Genomic DNA, 18,788 nt, shown 5'->3' with positions numbered 1-18,788 from the left:
TAGTCGGTTCGCGCGGACCCGTCCACCGTCGGCCGCGCAAGATCTACCCGAAATTGCAGTGCGGATCGTGCTTCCGCTCGGCCGCATCTGCTTTATAAAGGCAGGGTTCTTGAAATGCGGGATTCAAGGCGACCGCCACGCCGTGGTCGGTCTCCTATCCCTCGGAGCTTCGCCGATATGGAAAGACGTCTGGCCGCCATCGTCTGCGCCGATGTCGCCGGCTATTCGCGCATGATGGGCAGCGACGAGGCCGGCACGCATGCCGCCTTCAAGGCCCATCGTGCAGCAATCCACCCCATCATCCTCAATCACGGCGGTCGCGTCGTGAAGAACACCGGCGACGGCTTCCTGCTCGAGTTCGCCTCAATCGTCGGCGCCACCGAGGCGGCGCTCTCGATGCAGACGCTGATGGCCGAGCGCAACCGCCATCTGCCTGCCGACCGCGCCATGCAGTTCCGGCTCGGCATCCATATGGGCGACGTCATCGCCGACGAGGACGAGGTCTTCGGCGACGACGTCAACATCGCCGTCCGCCTGGAATCGGTAGCGAGCCCCGGCGGGTTCGCGATCTCGGCCAAAGCCTATGGTGAGGCGAGCAAGCATCTGGCGATGCCGCTGACCGATGCCGGCAACCATCGCTTCAAGAACATCAAGGATGCGATCGGGGTCTTTACCTGGACGCCCGAGGGCGCGCCGGCGCTCGCTCCCGAGCTGAGAGAGGCGTCCGCTCTCTCGCAGCAGTACCGCACCGCGATCGTCGGCGTGCTGCCCTTCGCCAATCTCAGCGATGCACAGGACGAGTATTTCTCCGACGGCTTGACCGAGGACCTGATCCACGCGCTGTCGCTGCAATCCTTCTATCGCGTGCTGAGCCGCAACTCGACCTTCATCTTCAAGGGCAAGAACACCAGCACGCGACTGATCGCGCGCGAGATCGACGCCACTTATCTGATCCAGGGCTCGGTTCGGCGCGCCGGGGCCAAGATCCGCGTCACCGCCGAGCTGATCGCGCCGGAGACGGGTGAGCAGCTCTGGACCGGTCGCTACGACCGCGACATCGGCGATCTCTTCGCGATGCAGGACGAGATCACCACCAACCTGTCCGCCGCCATCGCCACCGAAATCGTGCGGGCCGAAGCTTCGGCGCCGGCGCGGCTCTCGACCGACGTCTCCGCCTGGGACCGTTTCCTCAAGGGGCTGTCGCATTACTACCGGCAGACCAAGGAGGATCTGGCCGCCGCCGTCGACCTGTTCCGCGAGGCCATCCGGCTCGATCCCAAACTGTCGATCGCGCATGCCTATCTGGGCACGATCCAGATCCAGAGCATTCAGTTCGGCTGGGTCAAGGGCACGCGGGAGATGTGGGCCGAGGCGATGAACCTCGCCGAAACCAGCGTGCGCCTCGATCCGCGCTCGTCGTTCGCGTTCTCGATCCTGTCCTGGGCCCATTCGCTGGAGGGACATCACGAGGCCGCGATGGATGCCGCAAAGCGCGCGGTCGCGCTCAATCCCTACGACAATGGCGCACGCGGCGTGCTCGGCATCTGCCATTTCATGATCGGCGAGCACCGAGAGGCGATCGAGCTGTTCTCGATGGCCTCGCAGCGCGACAACAGCGACCCGCGCTATCAATGGGCGGCGCTGAATGCGTTCAGCCACTACTTGTTGCGCCAATATGACGCGACCCTGTCATGGGCCCGCGAGCAGCTCTACATCAATCCGAACCACATGCAGGCGCTGGCGATCCGCGCCGCGGCGCTGGCGCAACTTGGGCGAAGCGACGAGGCGAGCGAAGCCGCCGGCGTGTTGATGGCAAACTATCCGTCGCTGAACGTCGACCGGCACCTGCGAAATTTCCATTGGAAGCGGCCCGAAGACATCGCCCATTATCGCGAGGGGCTGCTGAAGGCCGGCGTGCCGCTCAGTAAGCTGACCCTGTTGCAGAGCGACCTCAAACGCGCCGCCGAGTCCTGAACGGCGGGCTGCGAGTCCATCACGCCCTATCGGCGGCCGCCTGCTCTTGCCGCGATAAGTGAACTCCGCCACACTTCGTCACACGCCCAAGTCGTATATTGTGCCGGTTTGTTAGGACTTTCCGCGCTCTAACGGCGCGCCTGCTTTTCACGATTCGCTGTCTTCAGGATTGGGCCATGCATCACCCCGCTTCGAAGCCGCCCCTCGATCCCTCGATCCCGGTCTCGCCGAACAATCCCTGCCCGTTCCTGCGCGGCCTCGTCGGAGAAGGCTTCGTCGACGGCGGGACGGTCCCGCTCAACACGCTGTCGCAGACCATCGCCAACGCGACCGGCGAGACCGGGCTGAAGAAGGTCTCGGCGCGCATTCAGGTCCGCTGCGTCGCCCTCATCGCCAACGGCTTCAAGCACATCCTGAAGAGCATCTGGTCGGGTGCGCAGCTCGACGCGCTGCGCGGCGGGCCGCTGGACAAGCACGGTGCCGGCTCGCGCATCCTTGGCGTGGACGGCAAGGTCAACGAGGACGAGATCGCGCGGCTCGCGAGCTTCGGCCGGACTTACATTGATCCAAACACCGGCAGCAGCGAGCCCGGCCTCAACGCCGCGGAAATCAAGACCTTCATGCGCGACAACCTCAAGCGCGCGGGCAACGCCGCGCGCTGGTACTACCCGTTGCTGATGAAGTTCGAATGGCCGATCCTTTTGAAGATCATGGGCAAGGGCAAGCAGGACGAGGAGCGCTATCTCAGCGTGGCCGACGTGCGCACGCTGTTCGAGGAGCGCAAATTCCCCGAGCGCATCAATCAGCGGATTTTGTCGCAGCCGCTGCTGTCGTCCTGCCAGCTTCGCTTTCGCTGGGCGGCCGCGCTGACGGCGCTCGTCACCGGTCTTGGCTTCGCAGTCCTAGTGGCCGTCGCCGAATTCCCCAACCAGGTTCGCGCCATGCTGCCGCAGAAGGGAGTGCTCGTGAACCTGCTGCCGCCGCCCCTGCCGACCGTGCCCGAGACGAAGGCCGCTTACTGGCTCGAGCAGAACTGGTCGCTGAAGGACCGGCACTGGTTCCACCATGCTAGCCAGGGCACTGCGACCTTCCCGGTGCCCTATGAGTGGTTCGTGGCGCTGGAGCAGCCGCGGCTTCATCTGTTCTCGAAGCCCGGCATGATCAAGGACAGCGCCTATCTCGAGCGTTTCGGCTTCATCCCGAGCCCGCAGACGATCCAGGCCGACACGGCGACGCTGCGCCGCTTCGGCTACGCCAATGTCTACGAGACGGCGCAGGTGTCGGACTGGTCGACGCGATGGACGCCGGCGGAGAACGTCGACGGCCTGCCGGTCGGCTTCGCGCGCATGAACGGCGTGGTCGATCCCGCGACCGGGCGCCGCGAAGACGACATGATCGGGCTGACCTGCGCGGCCTGCCATACCGGCCAGATCCATTATCAGGGCGTCGACATCCGCTTCGATGGCGGTGCGGCCATGACCGACCTGAAGAAGCTCGAGCTCGCGACTGGCCTGTCGATCGCCTACACGCTGTACGTCCCATTCCGCTTCCAGCGCTTTGCCGATCGCGTGCTCGGCCCTGAGGCCAGCGACACGGACCGCGCCGCGCTCAAGCAGAAGCTCAGCACGATCGGCAGCTTCCTGATCGACTGGGCCAAGAATTACGACAAGACGATCGAGGGCAAGAAGACCTGGGACGGCAAGCAGCAGCAGGACACCGAGGAAGGATTCGGCCGCCTCGACGCCCTCAACCGCATCGGCAACCAGGTCTTCTCGCAGGACCTCGCAATGAGCGGCGTCAAGGGGTTCGAGAAGAATCTGCACGCCCAGGACGCCCCGGTGAGCTACCCCGCGATCTGGACCGTACCGTGGTTCAAGTTCGCCCAGTACGACGCCTCGATCGAGCAGCCGCTGATCCGCAATGCCGGCGAAGCGCTCGGCGTCACGGCGCTGCTCAACCTGTCCGACGCCTTTCCCGAGGACAGGCTTTGGCGTTCGTCGGTAAATGTCAGAACCCTCGGCTGGATCGAGGACATGCTGCGAGGCCCCGATCCGTTCAAAACGGCCGATCCTGTTGCCGGTCCGAAGTTCGGCGGCCTGCTCGCGCCGAAATGGCCCTCGCACATTCTCGGAGACGCCTGGAAGCTGAAGCCGGACCGCGTCGAGCGCGGCCGCGCGATCTACGCGGAGATGTGCTCTGGATGTCATTTGCCGGCCGTCGACACGCCGGCCTTCTGGTCGTCGAAGCGCTGGGAGCCGAGCGGCGACAGCAAGGTCCTGAACGCGGTGACGATCCCTCTCGATGAGATCAAGACTGATCCCGAGCAGTCGCTCGTCCTCAGCAAGAGGATCGTCGACGTGCCCGGCTTCCTGAAGGTGAATACGGCCGACCTGCAGACATGGTGGCAATGCGAGGTCCCGACCGCGAGCAAATCGCCCAACGAGATGGTCTATGCGCTCGGCCTGATGACGGTGGTCGACCTCGCCGTCCGCAAGTGGATGGATGATGAAAACATTCCGGAGGCCGAGCGAGGGAGGATGTGGAATCTGGCGCGCAAGAACTGCCTCAATCCAGCGCCAGACCCGCGCTACCGCGCGCGGCCGCTGAACGGCATCTGGGCAACGGCCCCTTACCTCCACAACGGCTCGGTCCCTTCGCTGTACTGGCTGCTGAAGCCGCAGAACGAGCGTCCGCAAAAATTCTGCATGGGCCGTCGCGACTATGACCCTGAAACCGTGGGTTTCGCAGTCACCGCCAACGAGAGCTGCAGGACGGGAGAAACGGAGTTTTCAGCGATCGGTTCTGACGGCCAGCCGATCCGGGGCAACAGCGTGCTCGGCCATTCCTTCGAGCTGAAGCAAGGCGAGCCGAAACGTGCCGGCGTCATCGGCCGCATTTTCAAGGACGATGCCGAGCGCTACGACCTGATCGAGTATCTGAAGACGCTTTAACGCGACCAGAGTTCTTCGTCTTATGGCCGGGCTTGTCCCCGCCGGCCACGAACCTTTCCGCCTACCATGAACGTGGATGCCCGGGACAAGCCCGGGCATGACGAGTTCGTGTCGCGATCCCTCGCTCACGCGCTCACTTGAACAGCGGCGTGCCCGGCACGAAGGCATCGAAGGCGGCCCAGAACTGGGAGCGGTAGCGGTCCTGCTCCTGCAGGATCTCGTGCTTGGCCCCGGCGATCACGAGATGGGAGCCGGCTCGCAAATGATACGCGAACTCCTCGATCGCCGCGGTCGAGACCACGGTGTCGTTGGACGCCGCGAGCATCAGGATCGGCTGGCGGATCTGCGAGGGGTAGTTCGCGCGCTTGAAGGTATGCATCGCGCTGAAGGCGGTATCGGCCCAGGCAACCGTCGGAGACGCCAGTCCGAGCGTCGGATCCTCCTCCAGGATCGCGGCATTGCGCGCATAGCGCACGGGGTCGCTGGTCAGGGGATTGTTGATGAAAGGATCGAGGCCGGTGAGGCGATCGCTGCCGCCGGGAACGTAACGGCCGCCCTGTCCAAGCAGGCGCATCGTCTTGAGCAGGGCGCGCACCGGAAACGAGGTGGTGCGTCCGGGCAGGTCGATCATCGGTGCCGACAGCACCATGCGGTCGAACCACCGCTTGCCGGCATGCGCCACTCGCAACAGCACCGTGCCTCCCATGGAGTGGGCGAGCGCGAAGAACGGCGGCGGGCAATCCGGCAGCACCACCTGCTGCACGAAGGTCTCGACGTCGATCTCGAAATCGGCGAAGTCGCGCACATAGCCCTTGCGCGGATCGCGCAGGCGGCGGGAGGAATGGCCCTGCCCGCGCCAATCGATCATCGCCACCGCGAAGCCGCGGTCGCGCAGGTCGCGCACAGTCTCGAAATATTTCTCGATCTGCTCGCTGCGCCCTGTGAAGACGCAGACCGTGCCCTTGCGGCCCGCCGGCGGCGCCCACCGCGCAAAGCGCAGCTCGACGCCGTCGGGGGTCTTGATGGTGCCGCTGACGACGTTTTCAGGGACGGGATTGGCGGGAATTGAGACCAGCGTCATAGGCGGGAAGCACTGCAAATCAAGGGGCTGAAGCGCCGAAAAGGCGCAAATGCCGCCCTCTTGAACGCCGTCTCGTTCCACCCATATCATTTCCGTGCAGGCCGCTACCAGTGTTTCGGAACCGGAACATCAGGCTGCACACAGAGATGAGCCCGGCCCGATGGCGGGCGGGTTGCCTAACAGTCGCTCAATGGAGGACTTGACCATGCGTACTTACGATCTCACCCCCTTCTATCGCTCCACCGTCGGCTTTGACCGCCTCTTCAACCTGCTCGACCAGGCCAGCTCGGACGGCAGCCCCGGTTATCCGCCCTACAACATCGAGCGCACCGGCGAGAACGCCTACCGCATCACCGTCGCGGTATCCGGTTTCGCCAAGGACGAGCTCTCCATCGTCGCGAAGGAAAACACGCTGACGATCAAGGGCGAGAAAGTCGCTAACGAAAACACCAAGTCCGAAGTGCTCTACCGCGGTATTGCCGCGCGTGCCTTCGAGCGTGCCTTCCAGCTTGCCGACTTCGTGCAGGTGAAGGACGCCTCGCTCGAGAACGGGCTGCTTCACGTCGATCTCGTGCGCGAGATTCCGGAAGCCAAGAAGCCTCGCCAGATTGCGATCAACGCCGGCGCGAAGGCCCAGGTGATCGAGAACTCGGCGCAAGCCGCCTAAGCCAAGCAAACGTCCAGGTTGCGAAACGCCCCGGTGCCCCGGGGCGTTTCTCCGTTGTGCATTGCATTCACAGGGCGGTGAAAGCGCGTAACGCCGCCATTTCTCCCTCCGTCCTTTGGGCATCGAACCCAAACAAGACGGAGATAGATCATCTCACTCTGGCGCAGCCTTTTCGTCGCCGCGGGCCTGCTGGCGGCTCCCCTCGGCCTTGCTCATGCGCAGGCCATACAGACGGTCAAAGCCAAGAACGTCGTGCTGGTGCATGGTGCCTGGGCCGACGGCTCGAGCTGGTCGGAGGTGATCCCGATCCTGCAAGCGGCAGGCCTGCATGTTACCGCGGTCCAGAATCCGCTGTCCTCGCTTGCGGACTCCGTGGACGCGACCAAGCGCGCGCTGGCCGAGCAGGATGGTCCGACCGTGCTGGCTGCGCATTCCTGGGGCGGCACCGTGATCAGCCAGGTCGGCACCGACCCGAAGGTCACCGGCCTCGTCTACGTCGCCGCCCGCGCACCCGATGCCAACGAGGATTTCGTGGCGCTCTCGAAGCAGTTTCCGACCGGGCCCGCGCGCGCCGGCGTCGTCGAGCGCGATGGCTACACCAAGCTCTCGGAAGACGCTTTCCTGAAGTACTTCGCCAACGGCGTGAAGCCGAACCAGGCCAAGGAGCTCTATGCCGTACAATGGCCGACCGCGGCTTCGATCCACGGAGGCGGCGTGGCGCTCCAAGCCGAGCTGGTACGCGGTGTCGAAGAACGACTACACTATCAACCCCGACTTCGAGCGCTTCCTCGCCAAGCGCATGAACGCCACCACGATCGAGCTCGACGCCGGTCACCTGTCCCTGGTGTCGCATCCGAAGGATATTGCGAACTTGATCCTGGAAGCGGCGGGGTACCCGCGGAGCTGAGCCGCGACTGCTTGATGAAAGGCGCCTGAGCATTCGGCGCCTTTCGTTTGCTCAGCTTTCGTTCCTGCGTTCGCAGGGACGACAAACGTGATCATGGCTGGCGCCATCGTGTCCAACTCGCGGCGCTAATCCAGCCCCTGCGCCGCAGGCATCTCCTGCGTCGGCAAGATCGTGGCCGACGGCTTCGCCTGCCCGACGGTCGGTGCGGAAGCTTGCGGCACGGGCTCGGCCGCCTTGGCCGCTTGCTGCGAAGGCAACGCCTGACGGGCTTGGGCCTCCGCCGGCTCGGGCTTCGCGGCAGCCACCGGCGTCTCGCCGCGGCGCGGGGCTGCCTTGGGCAGCGGCACGGCGCGGCTCGCCACATGCGGGATCGAGCCTGGCGGGCGCGGCGGACCGCTGCGGATCACGGTCGGCGGCGGCAGCGCGCTTTGCGGGCCGTAAGGCGCGACCGCGCGCTCGTCATAGGCGGGGGCCATGCCGTAGGCATCAGCGGCCGGCATGAAGCGCAGGACCCGTCCGTCGCGGGCGTCGATCACCAGCCGGCCGTCCTCACCGCGGCGGTCGATCACCGCGATGGTGTAGACGCTGCCGCGCAGGCGCGGGATGCCAAGCGGCAGGAAGCCGTTGTCGCGCAACACCGCGTAGACCTCGGTGGACGGCAGCAACTGCGGGACCGAACCGCGCTCCTCGTAGCCGTAGCCGTAACGCGGGGACGGAGGCGGCGCCACCTCTGGCGACGCATAAGGCCCGTCGAAATCCGACACCGCGATGACGGCCCCTCCCGCGATACCGCGCGCGGGAACCTGCGCTTGAGCTGCACTTGCCGCCAGCATCAGCGTGGCGACGGCCACACATCCTGTGAAAAACTTCATGGTCGAGACGCTCCTGTCAGGCCCCCGGATGGCCGCCATCTTTCGCTTCTCGCGGCGTGGCGCGCTCTCCGAAGGGCTGATCCGAAGCTTCATTTGCGATTTCGGCGCGCGCGGGGCCGGAACACGGCGCGTTTGCTTCAAAACCGGGGCTGCGCAACTTTTGGAAAGCGATTGATTGACTTATCGGGAATCGGGACTTTCCCACGCTTGTGTGCTAGACAAAAATTTGGCAAGGTGATGGTTAGGACAGGAAGACTGTCTCAATTTTGCTTGCCACCCCGGCACAGGGATTGCAGCGAAAACCGATGCTCTCGAGCGTCGGCAAGGTACCAGGCAAAGCCGTTCTCGGGGACGAAGAACGCCTAGGCCTATTTAAGAAAATGCGGCTCGCAGCGGACGAGCGGTGACCCAGAGGCGGGTGCCGCGGTACGCCCAAGGTGCGCCGAAGATGGCGGTGAGGCAGCTTGCCGCACGGAGAGGACAGGAACAATGAACGGGTCGCAATTCGAGCGCGCAAACATCGTGGCAGAAGAGCTGTCGCCGACGGTCGCCTCGAAAACGACCGATCCGATTCAGGAACACAATTCGCGCCCCAAGGCCGAAGGTCTGTACGATCCGAGCCTGGAGAAGGACTCCTGCGGCGTCGGCTTCATCGCCAACATCAAGGGAAAGAAGTCGCACGAAATCGTCTCGGACGCGCTGAGCATCCTCTGCAATCTCGAACATCGCGGCGCCGTCGGCGCCGACCCGCGCGCCGGTGACGGTGCCGGCATTCTGGTGCAGATCCCGCACGCCTTCTTCAGCCGCAAGGCCGGGGAGCTGGGCTTCTCGCTGCCCGCGCCAGGCGAGTACGCCATCGGCGCGCTGTTCATGCCGCGCGAGACCGCCTGGCGCAACGTCATCAAGAGCATCATCGCCGACCAGATCAAGGAAGAGGGCCTGACCCTGCTCGGCTGGCGCGACGTGCCGACCGACAATTCCTCGCTCGGCGTCACGGTGAAGCCGACCGAGCCGGCCTGCATGCAGGTGTTCATCGGCCGCAACGGCACCGCGAAGACCGAGGACGAGTTCGAGCGCCGGCTCTACATCCTGCGCAAGTCGATCTCGCAGGCGATCTACCAGCGCCGCGACCGCGGCCTTGCGGGCTATTACCCCTGCTCGATGTCCTGCCGCACCGTGATCTACAAGGGCATGTTCCTCGCCGACCAGCTCGGCAAGTACTATCCCGATCTGCACGAGAAGGACTTCGAGAGCGCGCTCGCCCTCGTTCACCAGCGCTTCTCGACCAACACCTTCCCGGCCTGGTCGCTGGCGCATCCCTACCGCATGATCGCGCATAACGGCGAGATCAACACGCTGCGCGGCAACGTCAACTGGATGGCGGCGCGCCAGGCGTCGGTGAGCTCTGAGCTCTACGGCAAGGACATCAACCGGCTCTGGCCAATCTCCTACGAAGGACAGTCGGACACCGCCTGCTTCGACAACGCGCTCGAATTCCTGGTGCAGGGTGGCTACTCGCTGCCGCACGCCGTGATGATGATGATTCCGGAGGCTTGGGCCGGCAATCCGCTGATGGATGAGAAGCGCCGCGCCTTCTACGAATATCATGCCGCGCTGATGGAGCCGTGGGACGGCCCCGCCGCGATCGCCTTCACCGACGGCCGCCAGATCGGCGCGACGCTCGACCGCAACGGCCTGCGGCCCGCGCGCTATCTCGTGACCAAGGACGACCGCATCGTGATGGCGTCCGAGATGGGCGTGCTGACGATCCCCGAGGACCAGATCATCACCAAGTGGCGTCTGCAACCCGGCAAGATGCTGCTGGTCGACCTCGAGCAGGGCCGACTGATCCCGGACGACGAGATCAAGGCCGAGCTCGCCAGGAGCCATCCCTACAAGGAGTGGCTGGAGCGGACCCAGATCGTGCTGGAAGAGCTGCCGAAGGTGCCGACCACCGGCGTGCGCTCCAATTTGTCGCTGCTCGATCGCCAGCAGGCGTTCGGCTACAGCCAGGAAGACATCGCCATCCTGATGACGCCGATGGCGGCAACGGGCGAGGAAGCCGCGGGCTCGATGGGCAACGACACGCCGATCTCGGCGCTGTCGGACAAGGCCAAGCCGCTGTTCACCTACTTCAAGCAGAACTTCGCGCAGGTTACCAACCCGCCGATCGACCCGATCCGCGAGGAGCTGGTGATGAGCCTCGTGTCCATCATCGGACCGCGGCCGAACCTGTTCGACCTGCAGGGCATGGCAACGACCAAGCGCCTCGAAGTGCGCCAGCCGATCCTGACCGATGCGGACCTGGAAAAGATCCGCTCGATCTCGGAAGTGGCCGAGTCGCATTTCAAGTCGCGCACGCTGGACACCACCTTCCACTCCGGCCTCGGCGCGGCCGGCATGGACCAGGTGCTGGACGAGCTCTGCGCGCGCGCGGAAAGCGCGGTGCGCGAGGGCGTCAACATCATCATCCTGTCCGACCGCATGGTCGGCACCGACCGCGTGCCGATCCCCTCGCTCTTGGCCTGCGCCGCCGTGCATCATCACCTGATCCGCACAGGCCTGCGCACCTCGGTCGGCCTCGTCGTCGAATCCGGCGAGCCGCGCGAAGTGCATCACTTCGCCTGCCTTGCCGGCTACGGCGCCGAAGCGATCAATCCGTATCTGGCGTTCGAGACCATCATCGCGATGAAGGACCGCCTGCCGGGCTCGCTTGACGACTACGAGATCGTCAAGCGCTACATCAAGTCGATCGGCAAGGGCCTGCTCAAGGTGATGTCCAAGATGGGCATCTCGACCTACCAGTCCTATTGCGGCGCGCAGATCTTCGACGCGGTCGGCCTCAAGGCCGACTTCGTCGCGAAGTTCTTCGCCGGCACGCATACCCGCGTCGAAGGCGTCGGCCTTGCCGAGATCGCCGAGGAAGCCGTCCGCCGTCATGCCGACGCGTTCGGCGAGGCTCAGGTCTACAAGAACGCGCTCGATGTCGGCGGCGAATATGCCTATCGCAGCCGAGGCGAGGACCATGCCTGGACCGCCGAGTCGGTGTCGCTGCTCCAGCACGCCGCGCGCGGCAATTCTCAGGAGCGCTATCGCGCCTTCGCCAAGATCCTCAACGAGCAGTCGGAGCGGCTGCTGACGCTGCGGGGCCTGTTCCGGATCAAGAGCGCCGAGGAAGAGAAGCGCAAGCCCATCCCGCTCGACCAGGTCGAGCCGGCCAAGGAGATCGTCAAGCGTTTCGCCACCGGTGCCATGTCCTTCGGCTCGATCTCGCGCGAGGCGCACACCACGCTCGCGATCGCCATGAACCGGATCGGCGGCAAGTCGAACACCGGCGAAGGCGGCGAGGAAGCCGACCGCTTCAAGCCGATGCCGAACGGCGATTCCATGCGCTCGGCGATCAAGCAGGTCGCTTCCGGCCGCTTCGGCGTCACCACGGAGTATCTCGTCAACTCCGACATGATGCAGATCAAGATGGCGCAGGGTGCCAAGCCCGGCGAAGGCGGCCAGCTGCCCGGCCACAAGGTCGACGCGACCATCGCAAGGGTCCGGCACTCGACGCCGGGCGTCGGCCTGATCTCGCCGCCGCCGCACCACGACATCTACTCGATCGAGGATCTGGCGCAGCTGATCTACGACCTCAAGAACGTCAACCCGGCGGGCGACGTCTCGGTCAAGCTCGTCTCCGAGATCGGCGTCGGCACGGTGGCCGCGGGTGTCGCCAAGGCCCGCGCCGACCATGTCACCATCGCAGGCTTCGAAGGCGGCACCGGCGCATCGCCGCTGACCTCGATCAAGCATGCCGGCTCGCCTTGGGAGATCGGCCTTGCCGAAACCCACCAGACCCTGGTGCGCGAGCGGCTGCGCAGCCGCATCGTGGTCCAGGTCGACGGCGGCTTCCGCACCGGCCGTGACGTCGTGATCGGCGCGCTGCTCGGGGCCGACGAGTTCGGCTTCGCCACGGCGCCGTTGATCGCGGCCGGCTGCATCATGATGCGCAAGTGCCATCTCAACACCTGCCCGGTGGGCGTCGCGACGCAGGACCCCGTCCTGCGCAAGCGCTTCACCGGCCAGCCCGAGCACGTGATCAACTACTTCTTCTTCGTCGCGGAGGAAGTCCGCGAGATCATGGCAAGCCTCGGTTTCCGCACCTTCAACGAGATGGTCGGCCAGGTGCAGCTGCTCGACCAGACTAAGTTGGTCGCGCACTGGAAGGCCAAGGGCCTCGACTTCTCCAAGCTGTTCGTCAAGCAAAAGGAAGAGAAGGGCCAGAAGATCTATCACTCCGAGCGCCAGAACCATCATCTGGAGGCGGTGCTCGACCGCACGCTGATCGAGAAGGCGCAGCCCGCGCTCGACCGCGGCGCGCCGGTGAAGATCGAGGCCACGATCAACAGCACCAACCGCTCCGCCGGCGCGATGCTGTCGGGTGCGGTGGCGAAGATCTACGGCCATGCCGGGCTGCCGCACGACACGATCCATGTCAGCCTCAAGGGCACCGCCGGCCAAGCCTTCGGCGCCTGGCTCGCCCACGGCGTCACCTTCGAGCTCGAGGGTGAGGGCAACGATTATGTCGGCAAGGGCCTCTCGGGCGGCAAGATCATCGTCAAGCCGCCGAAGAACTCTGCCATCGTGCCGGAGGAGAGCATCATCGTCGGCAACACCGTGATGTACGGCGCGATCGAAGGCGAATGCTATTTCCGCGGCATCGCCGGCGAGCGCTTTGCCGTGCGCAACTCGGGCGCCGTCGCCGTTGTCGAGGGTGCCGGCGATCATTGCTGCGAATACATGACCGGCGGCATCGTGGTCGTGCTCGGCAAGACCGGACGCAACTTCGCGGCCGGCATGTCCGGCGGCGTCGCCTATGTGCTGGACGAGGCCGGCGACTTCGACAAGCTGTGCAACCTCAGCATGGTCGAGCTCGAGCCGGTGCTGTCGGAAGAGATGATCAACGCCGAAACGTATCACGCCTCCGGTGACCTCGAGGCGCACGGCCGGGTGGACGTGTTCAAGAACCTGCTCGCCTCCGACGTCGAGCGGCTGCACGTCCTGATCTCGCGCCATGCCAAGGCAACCGGCTCCAAGCGCGCCGCCGACATCCTCGCCAATTGGAAGGAATGGCTGCCCAAATTCCGCAAGGTGATGCCGGTCGAATACCGGCGCGCTCTGCGCGAACTGGCCGCCAATGCGGACGCCGAGCCGAAAATCGCGATCGGGGCTTAAAGATTATCAGCGCCCGTCATTGCGAGCGCAGCGAAGCTATCCAGACTTTCTCCTGAGCAACAGACTGGATTGCTTCGTCGCTTCGCTCCTCGCAATGACGGTTGAAGAAGCAACAAACGAATTAGCCGGCAGGGACTTCGGGTTTAATGGGCAAGATCACGGGCTTTCTGGAAATCGAACGGCACGACCGCAAGTACACGCCGGTCGCCGAACGCGTGAAGCATTACAAGGAATTCGTCGTTCCCCTCTCCGAGAAGGAGGTGCGCGACCAGGCTGCGCGCTGCATGAATTGCGGCATTCCCTATTGCCATGGCACCGGCTCGGTCGCGCCCGGCACGCCCGGCTGCCCGGTCAACAACCAGATCCCCGACTGGAACGACCTCGTCTATCAGGGCAACTGGGAAGAAGCCTCGCGCAATCTGCACTCCACCAACAATTTCCCGGAGTTCACGGGCCGCATCTGCCCGGCGCCGTGCGAGGCGTCCTGCACGCTCAACATCGACGACAACCCCGTCACCATCAAGACGATCGAATGCGCGATCGTCGATCGCGCCTGGGACAATGGCTGGCTGACGCCCGAGATCGCCGCGCATAAGACCGGCAAGAAGGTCGCCGTGATCGGCTCCGGCCCCGCCGGCATGGCATGCGCGCAGCAGCTGGCACGCGCCGGCCACGACGTGCATGTGTTCGAGAAGTACGCCAAGGCCGGCGGCCTGCTCCGCTACGGCATTCCCGACTTCAAGATGGAGAAGGGCGTCATCGACCGCCGCGTGGCGCAGATGGAGGCTGAGGGCGTCACCTTCCACTACAACAGCCATGTCGGCACCGAGGGCAATGTCGATCCGCGCGAGATGCTCAACGAGTACGACGCGATCGCGCTGACCGGCGGCGCCGAAGCCCCGCGCGACCTGCCGATCCCCGGCCGCGAGCTGTCCGGCATCCACTACGCCATGGACTTCCTGCCGCAGCAGAACCGGCGCGTCTCCGAGGAGCCGCTCGGCGGCGTCCAGGAGATCCTGGCCAATGGCAAGCACGTCGTCGTCATCGGCGGCGGCGACACCGGGTCGGACTGCATCGGCACCTCGCTGCGCCAGGGCGCGCTGTCGGTGACGCAGCTCGAGATCATGCCCTCGCCGCCCGAGCGCGAGAACAAGGGCCTGACCTGGCCGTACTGGCCGCTGAAGATGCGCACCTCGTCGAGCCAGGCCGAGGGTGCCGTGCGCGAATTCGCCGTGCTGACGCAGAAGTTTTCGGGCGAGAACGGCAAGGTCAAGAAGCTGCACTGCGTGCGCGTCGACGACAAGTTCAAGCCGATTGCCGGCACCGAGTTCGAGCTCGACGCCGACCTCGTCCTGCTCGCGATGGGCTTCGTCCACCCCGTGCACGAGGGCCTGCTCAAGCTGCTCGCGGTCGAGCTCGACCCGCGCGGCAACGTCAAGGCCAACACGCTGGACTACCAGACCTCGCGGCCCAACGTGTTCTCCGCCGGCGACATGCGCCGTGGCCAGTCGCTGGTGGTGTGGGCGATCCGCGAGGGCCGGCTGTGCGCAAGGTCGATCGACACATTCCTGATGGGGAAGACGGATCTGCCGCGCTGAGTTTTTGCTCCGCCGCCAAACCGGAAAAAGGTGTCATCGCCCGGCTTGACCGGGCGATCTAGTATTCCAGAGACAATTGTCATTGAAACGAGAGGCCGCGGCGTACTGGATGCCCCGGTCAAGCCGGGGCATGACAATGAAGTGAACGGTTAGAGAGCAGGCCTCAACCCAAGACGCGCGGAAAGTGCTGCGCGTCCCACTCGTCAAGTCGGAACAGCACCTTGCCGTATTCGAGAAGCTTGTCGTTTGGCCGATAGGGACGCGTCGAAACTTCGACGTCCGATGGGACTTCACTTGGCATCAAGTGAAAGTGCTCGTTGGTTTCGCTCAGAGCCAGTAGCTGCTTCACAAGAAGGTCTCGACCTCCCGGATTGAGCCATAGCTCGAATTCGCCAGCCGAATTGATGTCCAAGGTAATTCGAGCAGCCATGGTGTCTCTCAATTCTGCAGCCGCACCCCGACCAGCATCACCGTCCCCTGCGAGCTCGACCCGGCCACGTTCGAATCCAGGATGTCGTGGCGCAGCGTGCCTTTGACCCAGATGTTGCGGTTGAGCTTGTAGATCAGGTTGCTCTCGAACGAGTAGGTCTTGTCGTTGCGGTTCTGGCCCTGGTAGTCGAGCGTGCCGTAGGTGAACTTGCCGACAGCGGTGAGCCAGCGGCGGAAGTCGTGATCGACTTCGGCCGCGTAGGTGCGCACCAGCACGCCGGAGGAGCCGGGGATCGTGGTCTCGGCGATTTGCGTGTCGGTGAAGAATTTCACCGTGGTGAGGCCGCTGGCGCTCCAGATCAGCGAGCCCGTGGTGAGGAAGCCGGCGAGCTGGCTGAGGCGCGGGTCGGTGTAGTTGCGCGCGGAATAGCCGATCGAGATCTCGCCGGTGAGGATGCGCGAGAACTCGAAGGACGAGCCGACCTTGGCGTAGCCGCCGTTGGAATCGCGGAAGTAGCCGTTGCGGTCGGCCGCCTGGTCGTGGACGCGGGTATCGCCCTGGATCTCGACGAACGGCTTCAGCCCCGGCTTGAGGTCGTAGGAGAACCGGCCGACGCCGCCATACTGATTGAAGTCGCGATCGGTGTTGGGGAAGGTCGTGCCGTCAGTGAGCTTCGAATCGGTATAGGCGGTGCGATCGATGGTGGCGCCGGCGGCGACCTGGAAGCGGTTGAAAGTCTGGTCGAAGCCGATGGTCGTGCCGTAGGCGGCGTAAACGGGATATCGCTGCAAGCCGGCCTGCACGTTCGGACTGCCGGGATTGTCGGTGGCGAGCCGCAGACGCAGCTGCGAAAGAAGCTTGAAGTCCCGGGTGACGTCGAGCCGGCCATCGACATGGCCGGTGAAGTCCGGGCGATTGGCCTCGACCGGCGACGGCGAAGCGAAGCCGTTGATGCTCGCCGGCATGTCGTTGGTGTAGCCCGAGAACGAGCCGCGCAGATCGGCGACCAGCGCATGACGCTCCCAATCGGACATCACGAGCAGATCGGGCGCGATCACATAGGCCGGCGAACCGACGGGCCTGTTGAGGCGCGTCGGATTGGTGTCGTAGCCCGCGGAGAGCTCGAGCCCGCCCTTGATCAGGAAGCTGCCGGCATAATCGCCGATGGCCCCAAACGCATCGTCATCGGCCCTGAGGCGCCGGCGCAACGGCTGGCCGGGCACGGTGCCCGCCATCGCCGCCGGCACGGGCGCCCTGTTCGCGGACGCTGAGGGCGGGGGCGCGATCCGCGGTGGGCCGAGCGTTGACGCAGGCGGCGCTACCGATGGCGCCGGCGAGCCGGGACCGGCAGGTCGCTTCGGCTTCGGCTGACCGGGATAGAGCTTCGGCTGCTGCCGCTTGCGGTTGAGCGAGTCGTAAGCGGAGCTGCTCGCTCCGGTGGCCGCGGGCAGGCCGTAGGTCGGGACCTGACCGACGCGCGAGGCCGCAGGCCTTTGGCGGGCCTTGAGCGGATCGGCATTGGGATCGGGCAGCGCCGGCAATGCATCCGACGGCGCCTGCGGGACGCCGGCCGTGCGGCGCGTCGGCAGCGTATCGGGCGAGGCAAAGCCGCCGCGGTTGGGGTTGAACAGGTCCGGCGTAAGGCTCTGGGCAGCCGCGGAGCCGCTTCCAAGGGCCGTCAGCGCCAGGCATGGCAAAACCGCGCGCAGCAACTGCGCGCGTTTGCTCCGGCTACTGCCTGGAGACGACCCCACGATGGAATAACTCCAACGAAATCAGACACTTTCACGATCGTCTCCGCCGGCTGGCGGGAACCATCGTTAATGGAGTTAAAACAATTATGGTTAATGACCCGTTGAGGGTGCCGGGGGGCGCGTCGCCTCCCCGGGCGCGGCATGCTAAGCAGGCGCCAATGGGCGAAAGCCCCTCCTCCCTGGACCAGACCATGCCGAGTTCGAAAGCGCTGATGACCGCATCATCCGGCCCCATTCCGACAAGCGTCGAATCCGCACTCCGCACGCTGGAGACGGAGAGCGGCGGCATCAACGCGCTCGCCGCCGCCCTGCGCGGTCCGCTTGGCGAGACCTTTGCCAGGGCGGTCGAGCTGATTCGCAATGCCAAGGGCCGCGTCATCGTCACCGGGCTCGGCAAATCAGGCCATATGGGGCGCAAGATCGCGGCGACGCTGGCTTCGACCGGCACGCCGGCCTTCTTCGTGCACGCCGCCGAAGCGGGCCACGGCGATCTCGGCATGATCACGCCCGACGACGTCATCATGGCGCTGTCCTGGTCCGGCGAGCAGCCGGAGATGAAGAACCTCGTGAACTATTCGGCGCGGTTCGCGATTCCCATGATCGCGGTGACCTCGAACGGCTCCTCCTCGCTCGGCCAGGCCGCCGACCTCGTGATCGAACTGCCGAAGGCGCGCGAAGCCTGCCCGCACAATCTGGCGCCGACCACCTCGACCTTGATGCAGGCCGCGATCGGCGATGCGCTCGCGATCGCGCTGCTGGAGGGGCGCGGCTTCACCGCGCTGGAGTTCGCGCATTTCCACCCCGGCGGCAAGCTGGGGGCCATGCTGAAATTCGTCCGCGACTACATGCGTACCGGCACTGAGATTCCGATCAAGCCCGAAGGCACCAAGATGTCCGAAGCCGTGGTGGAGATGTCGGCCAAGGGGCTCGGCTGCGTCTGTATCATCAACGATGCCGGCGAGGCGGTCGGCATCATCACCGACGGCGACCTGCGCCGCCACATGCGGCCTGATCTTCTGACCGCAACGGTCGACGAGATCATGACCAGGCAGCCGAAGACGGTGCCCCCGTCGATGCTCGCGACCGAAATGATCGAGGTGCTGAACACCCGCAAGATCACGACCCTGCTGGTGACGGAGGCGGGCAAGGTGGTCGGGATCGTGCATCTGCACGACCTGCTGCGCGCGGGCGTGGCGTAGGGCCCGCTCTCTCCACGGAGTCATTCCGGGGCGCGGCCGCTTGGGCGCGAAGCCGGAATCCATTCATCTCCGAGGTCGCTACCCAATGGATTCCGGGTTCACGCTTCGCGTGCCCCGGAATGACAGAGAGTG

General features: G+C 65.1%; 12 protein-coding genes. 8 read left to right on the top strand and 4 right to left on the bottom strand.

Annotated elements, in window-relative coordinates:
- The first annotated feature begins 177 nt into the window (after nucleotides 1–177).
- Complete coding sequence (locus ASG57_RS21140) at nucleotides 178–1,974, top strand: adenylate/guanylate cyclase domain-containing protein (protein WP_024337374.1); 1,797 nt, start codon at nucleotides 178–180, stop codon at nucleotides 1,972–1,974.
- A gap of 176 nt (nucleotides 1,975–2,150) precedes the next feature.
- Entirely contained in the window at nucleotides 2,151–4,925 is a 2,775-nt protein-coding gene (locus tag ASG57_RS21135) for a di-heme-cytochrome C peroxidase (protein ID WP_057197310.1), read from the top strand.
- Nucleotides 4,926–5,058: 133 nt separating this feature from the next.
- On the opposite strand, the gene ASG57_RS21130 is transcribed toward ASG57_RS21135, so the two are convergent.
- The gene (locus ASG57_RS21130) at nucleotides 5,059–6,006 is read right to left on the bottom strand and encodes an alpha/beta fold hydrolase (RefSeq protein WP_024337372.1); all 948 of its coding nucleotides are present in this window, start codon (nucleotides 6,004–6,006) and stop codon (nucleotides 5,059–5,061) included.
- 205 nt (nucleotides 6,007–6,211) lie between these two features.
- On the opposite strand from ASG57_RS21130, the gene ASG57_RS21125 reads away from it, so the two are divergent.
- Nucleotides 6,212–6,673, top strand: a complete 462-nt coding sequence (locus ASG57_RS21125; RefSeq protein ID WP_024337371.1) for an Hsp20 family protein — start codon at nucleotides 6,212–6,214, stop codon at nucleotides 6,671–6,673.
- A gap of 252 nt (nucleotides 6,674–6,925) precedes the next feature.
- A complete protein-coding gene (locus ASG57_RS21120) occupies nucleotides 6,926–7,609 on the top strand; it encodes an alpha/beta fold hydrolase (RefSeq protein ID WP_422866854.1) in 684 nt (227 codons plus the stop codon).
- A 96-nt stretch (nucleotides 7,610–7,705) separates the two neighbouring features.
- Here ASG57_RS21120 and ASG57_RS21115 read toward each other — a convergent pair whose 3' ends face one another.
- A complete protein-coding gene (locus tag ASG57_RS21115) occupies nucleotides 7,706–8,452 on the bottom strand; it encodes a hypothetical protein (RefSeq protein WP_024337370.1) in 747 nt (248 codons plus the stop codon).
- Between ASG57_RS21115 and ASG57_RS37980 the strand changes: the two genes are divergently transcribed.
- The 3 genes from ASG57_RS37980 to ASG57_RS21105 all read left to right on the top strand — a co-directional run bounded on the left by ASG57_RS37980 (nucleotide 8,451) and on the right by ASG57_RS21105 (nucleotide 15,273).
- The gene (locus ASG57_RS37980; protein ID WP_155248242.1) at nucleotides 8,451–8,627 is read left to right on the top strand and encodes a hypothetical protein; all 177 of its coding nucleotides are present in this window, start codon (nucleotides 8,451–8,453) and stop codon (nucleotides 8,625–8,627) included. The two genes, ASG57_RS21115 and ASG57_RS37980, sit on opposite strands and share 2 nt — an antisense overlap.
- 314 nt (nucleotides 8,628–8,941) lie before the next feature.
- Nucleotides 8,942–13,675 (top strand): glutamate synthase large subunit, encoded by a 4,734-nt coding sequence (gene gltB / locus ASG57_RS21110; RefSeq protein ID WP_024337369.1) that lies wholly within the window; start codon nucleotides 8,942–8,944, stop codon nucleotides 13,673–13,675.
- 146 nt (nucleotides 13,676–13,821) lie between these two features.
- Nucleotides 13,822–15,273: a glutamate synthase subunit beta gene (locus ASG57_RS21105; RefSeq protein WP_024337368.1), complete on the top strand. Its 1,452-nt coding sequence runs from the start codon at nucleotides 13,822–13,824 to the stop codon at nucleotides 15,271–15,273.
- Between the two features lie 163 nt (nucleotides 15,274–15,436).
- Here ASG57_RS21105 and ASG57_RS21100 read toward each other — a convergent pair whose 3' ends face one another.
- Both ASG57_RS21100 and ASG57_RS21095 read right to left on the bottom strand, forming a co-directional pair.
- On the bottom strand, nucleotides 15,437–15,703 hold the full coding sequence (locus tag ASG57_RS21100; RefSeq protein WP_028145782.1) for a hypothetical protein: 267 nt from the start codon (nucleotides 15,701–15,703) through the stop codon (nucleotides 15,437–15,439).
- Between the two features lie 8 nt (nucleotides 15,704–15,711).
- Nucleotides 15,712–17,457 carry an outer membrane beta-barrel protein gene (locus tag ASG57_RS21095; protein WP_057197308.1) on the bottom strand — a complete coding sequence of 582 codons (1,746 nt, stop codon included), beginning with the start codon at nucleotides 17,455–17,457 and terminating at the stop codon, nucleotides 15,712–15,714.
- A gap of 191 nt (nucleotides 17,458–17,648) precedes the next feature.
- On the opposite strand from ASG57_RS21095, the gene ASG57_RS21090 reads away from it, so the two are divergent.
- Nucleotides 17,649–18,656, top strand: a complete 1,008-nt coding sequence (locus ASG57_RS21090; protein WP_024337365.1) for a KpsF/GutQ family sugar-phosphate isomerase — start codon at nucleotides 17,649–17,651, stop codon at nucleotides 18,654–18,656.
- Nucleotides 18,657–18,788 lie beyond the last annotated feature (132 nt).

Source organism: Bradyrhizobium sp. Leaf396 (assembly GCF_001424605.1).
GTDB lineage: Bacteria > Pseudomonadota > Alphaproteobacteria > Rhizobiales > Xanthobacteraceae > Bradyrhizobium > Bradyrhizobium japonicum_C.
The sequence above is the reverse complement of the archived record's forward strand: the minus strand, read 5'-3'. Positions and strand labels throughout refer to the sequence as shown.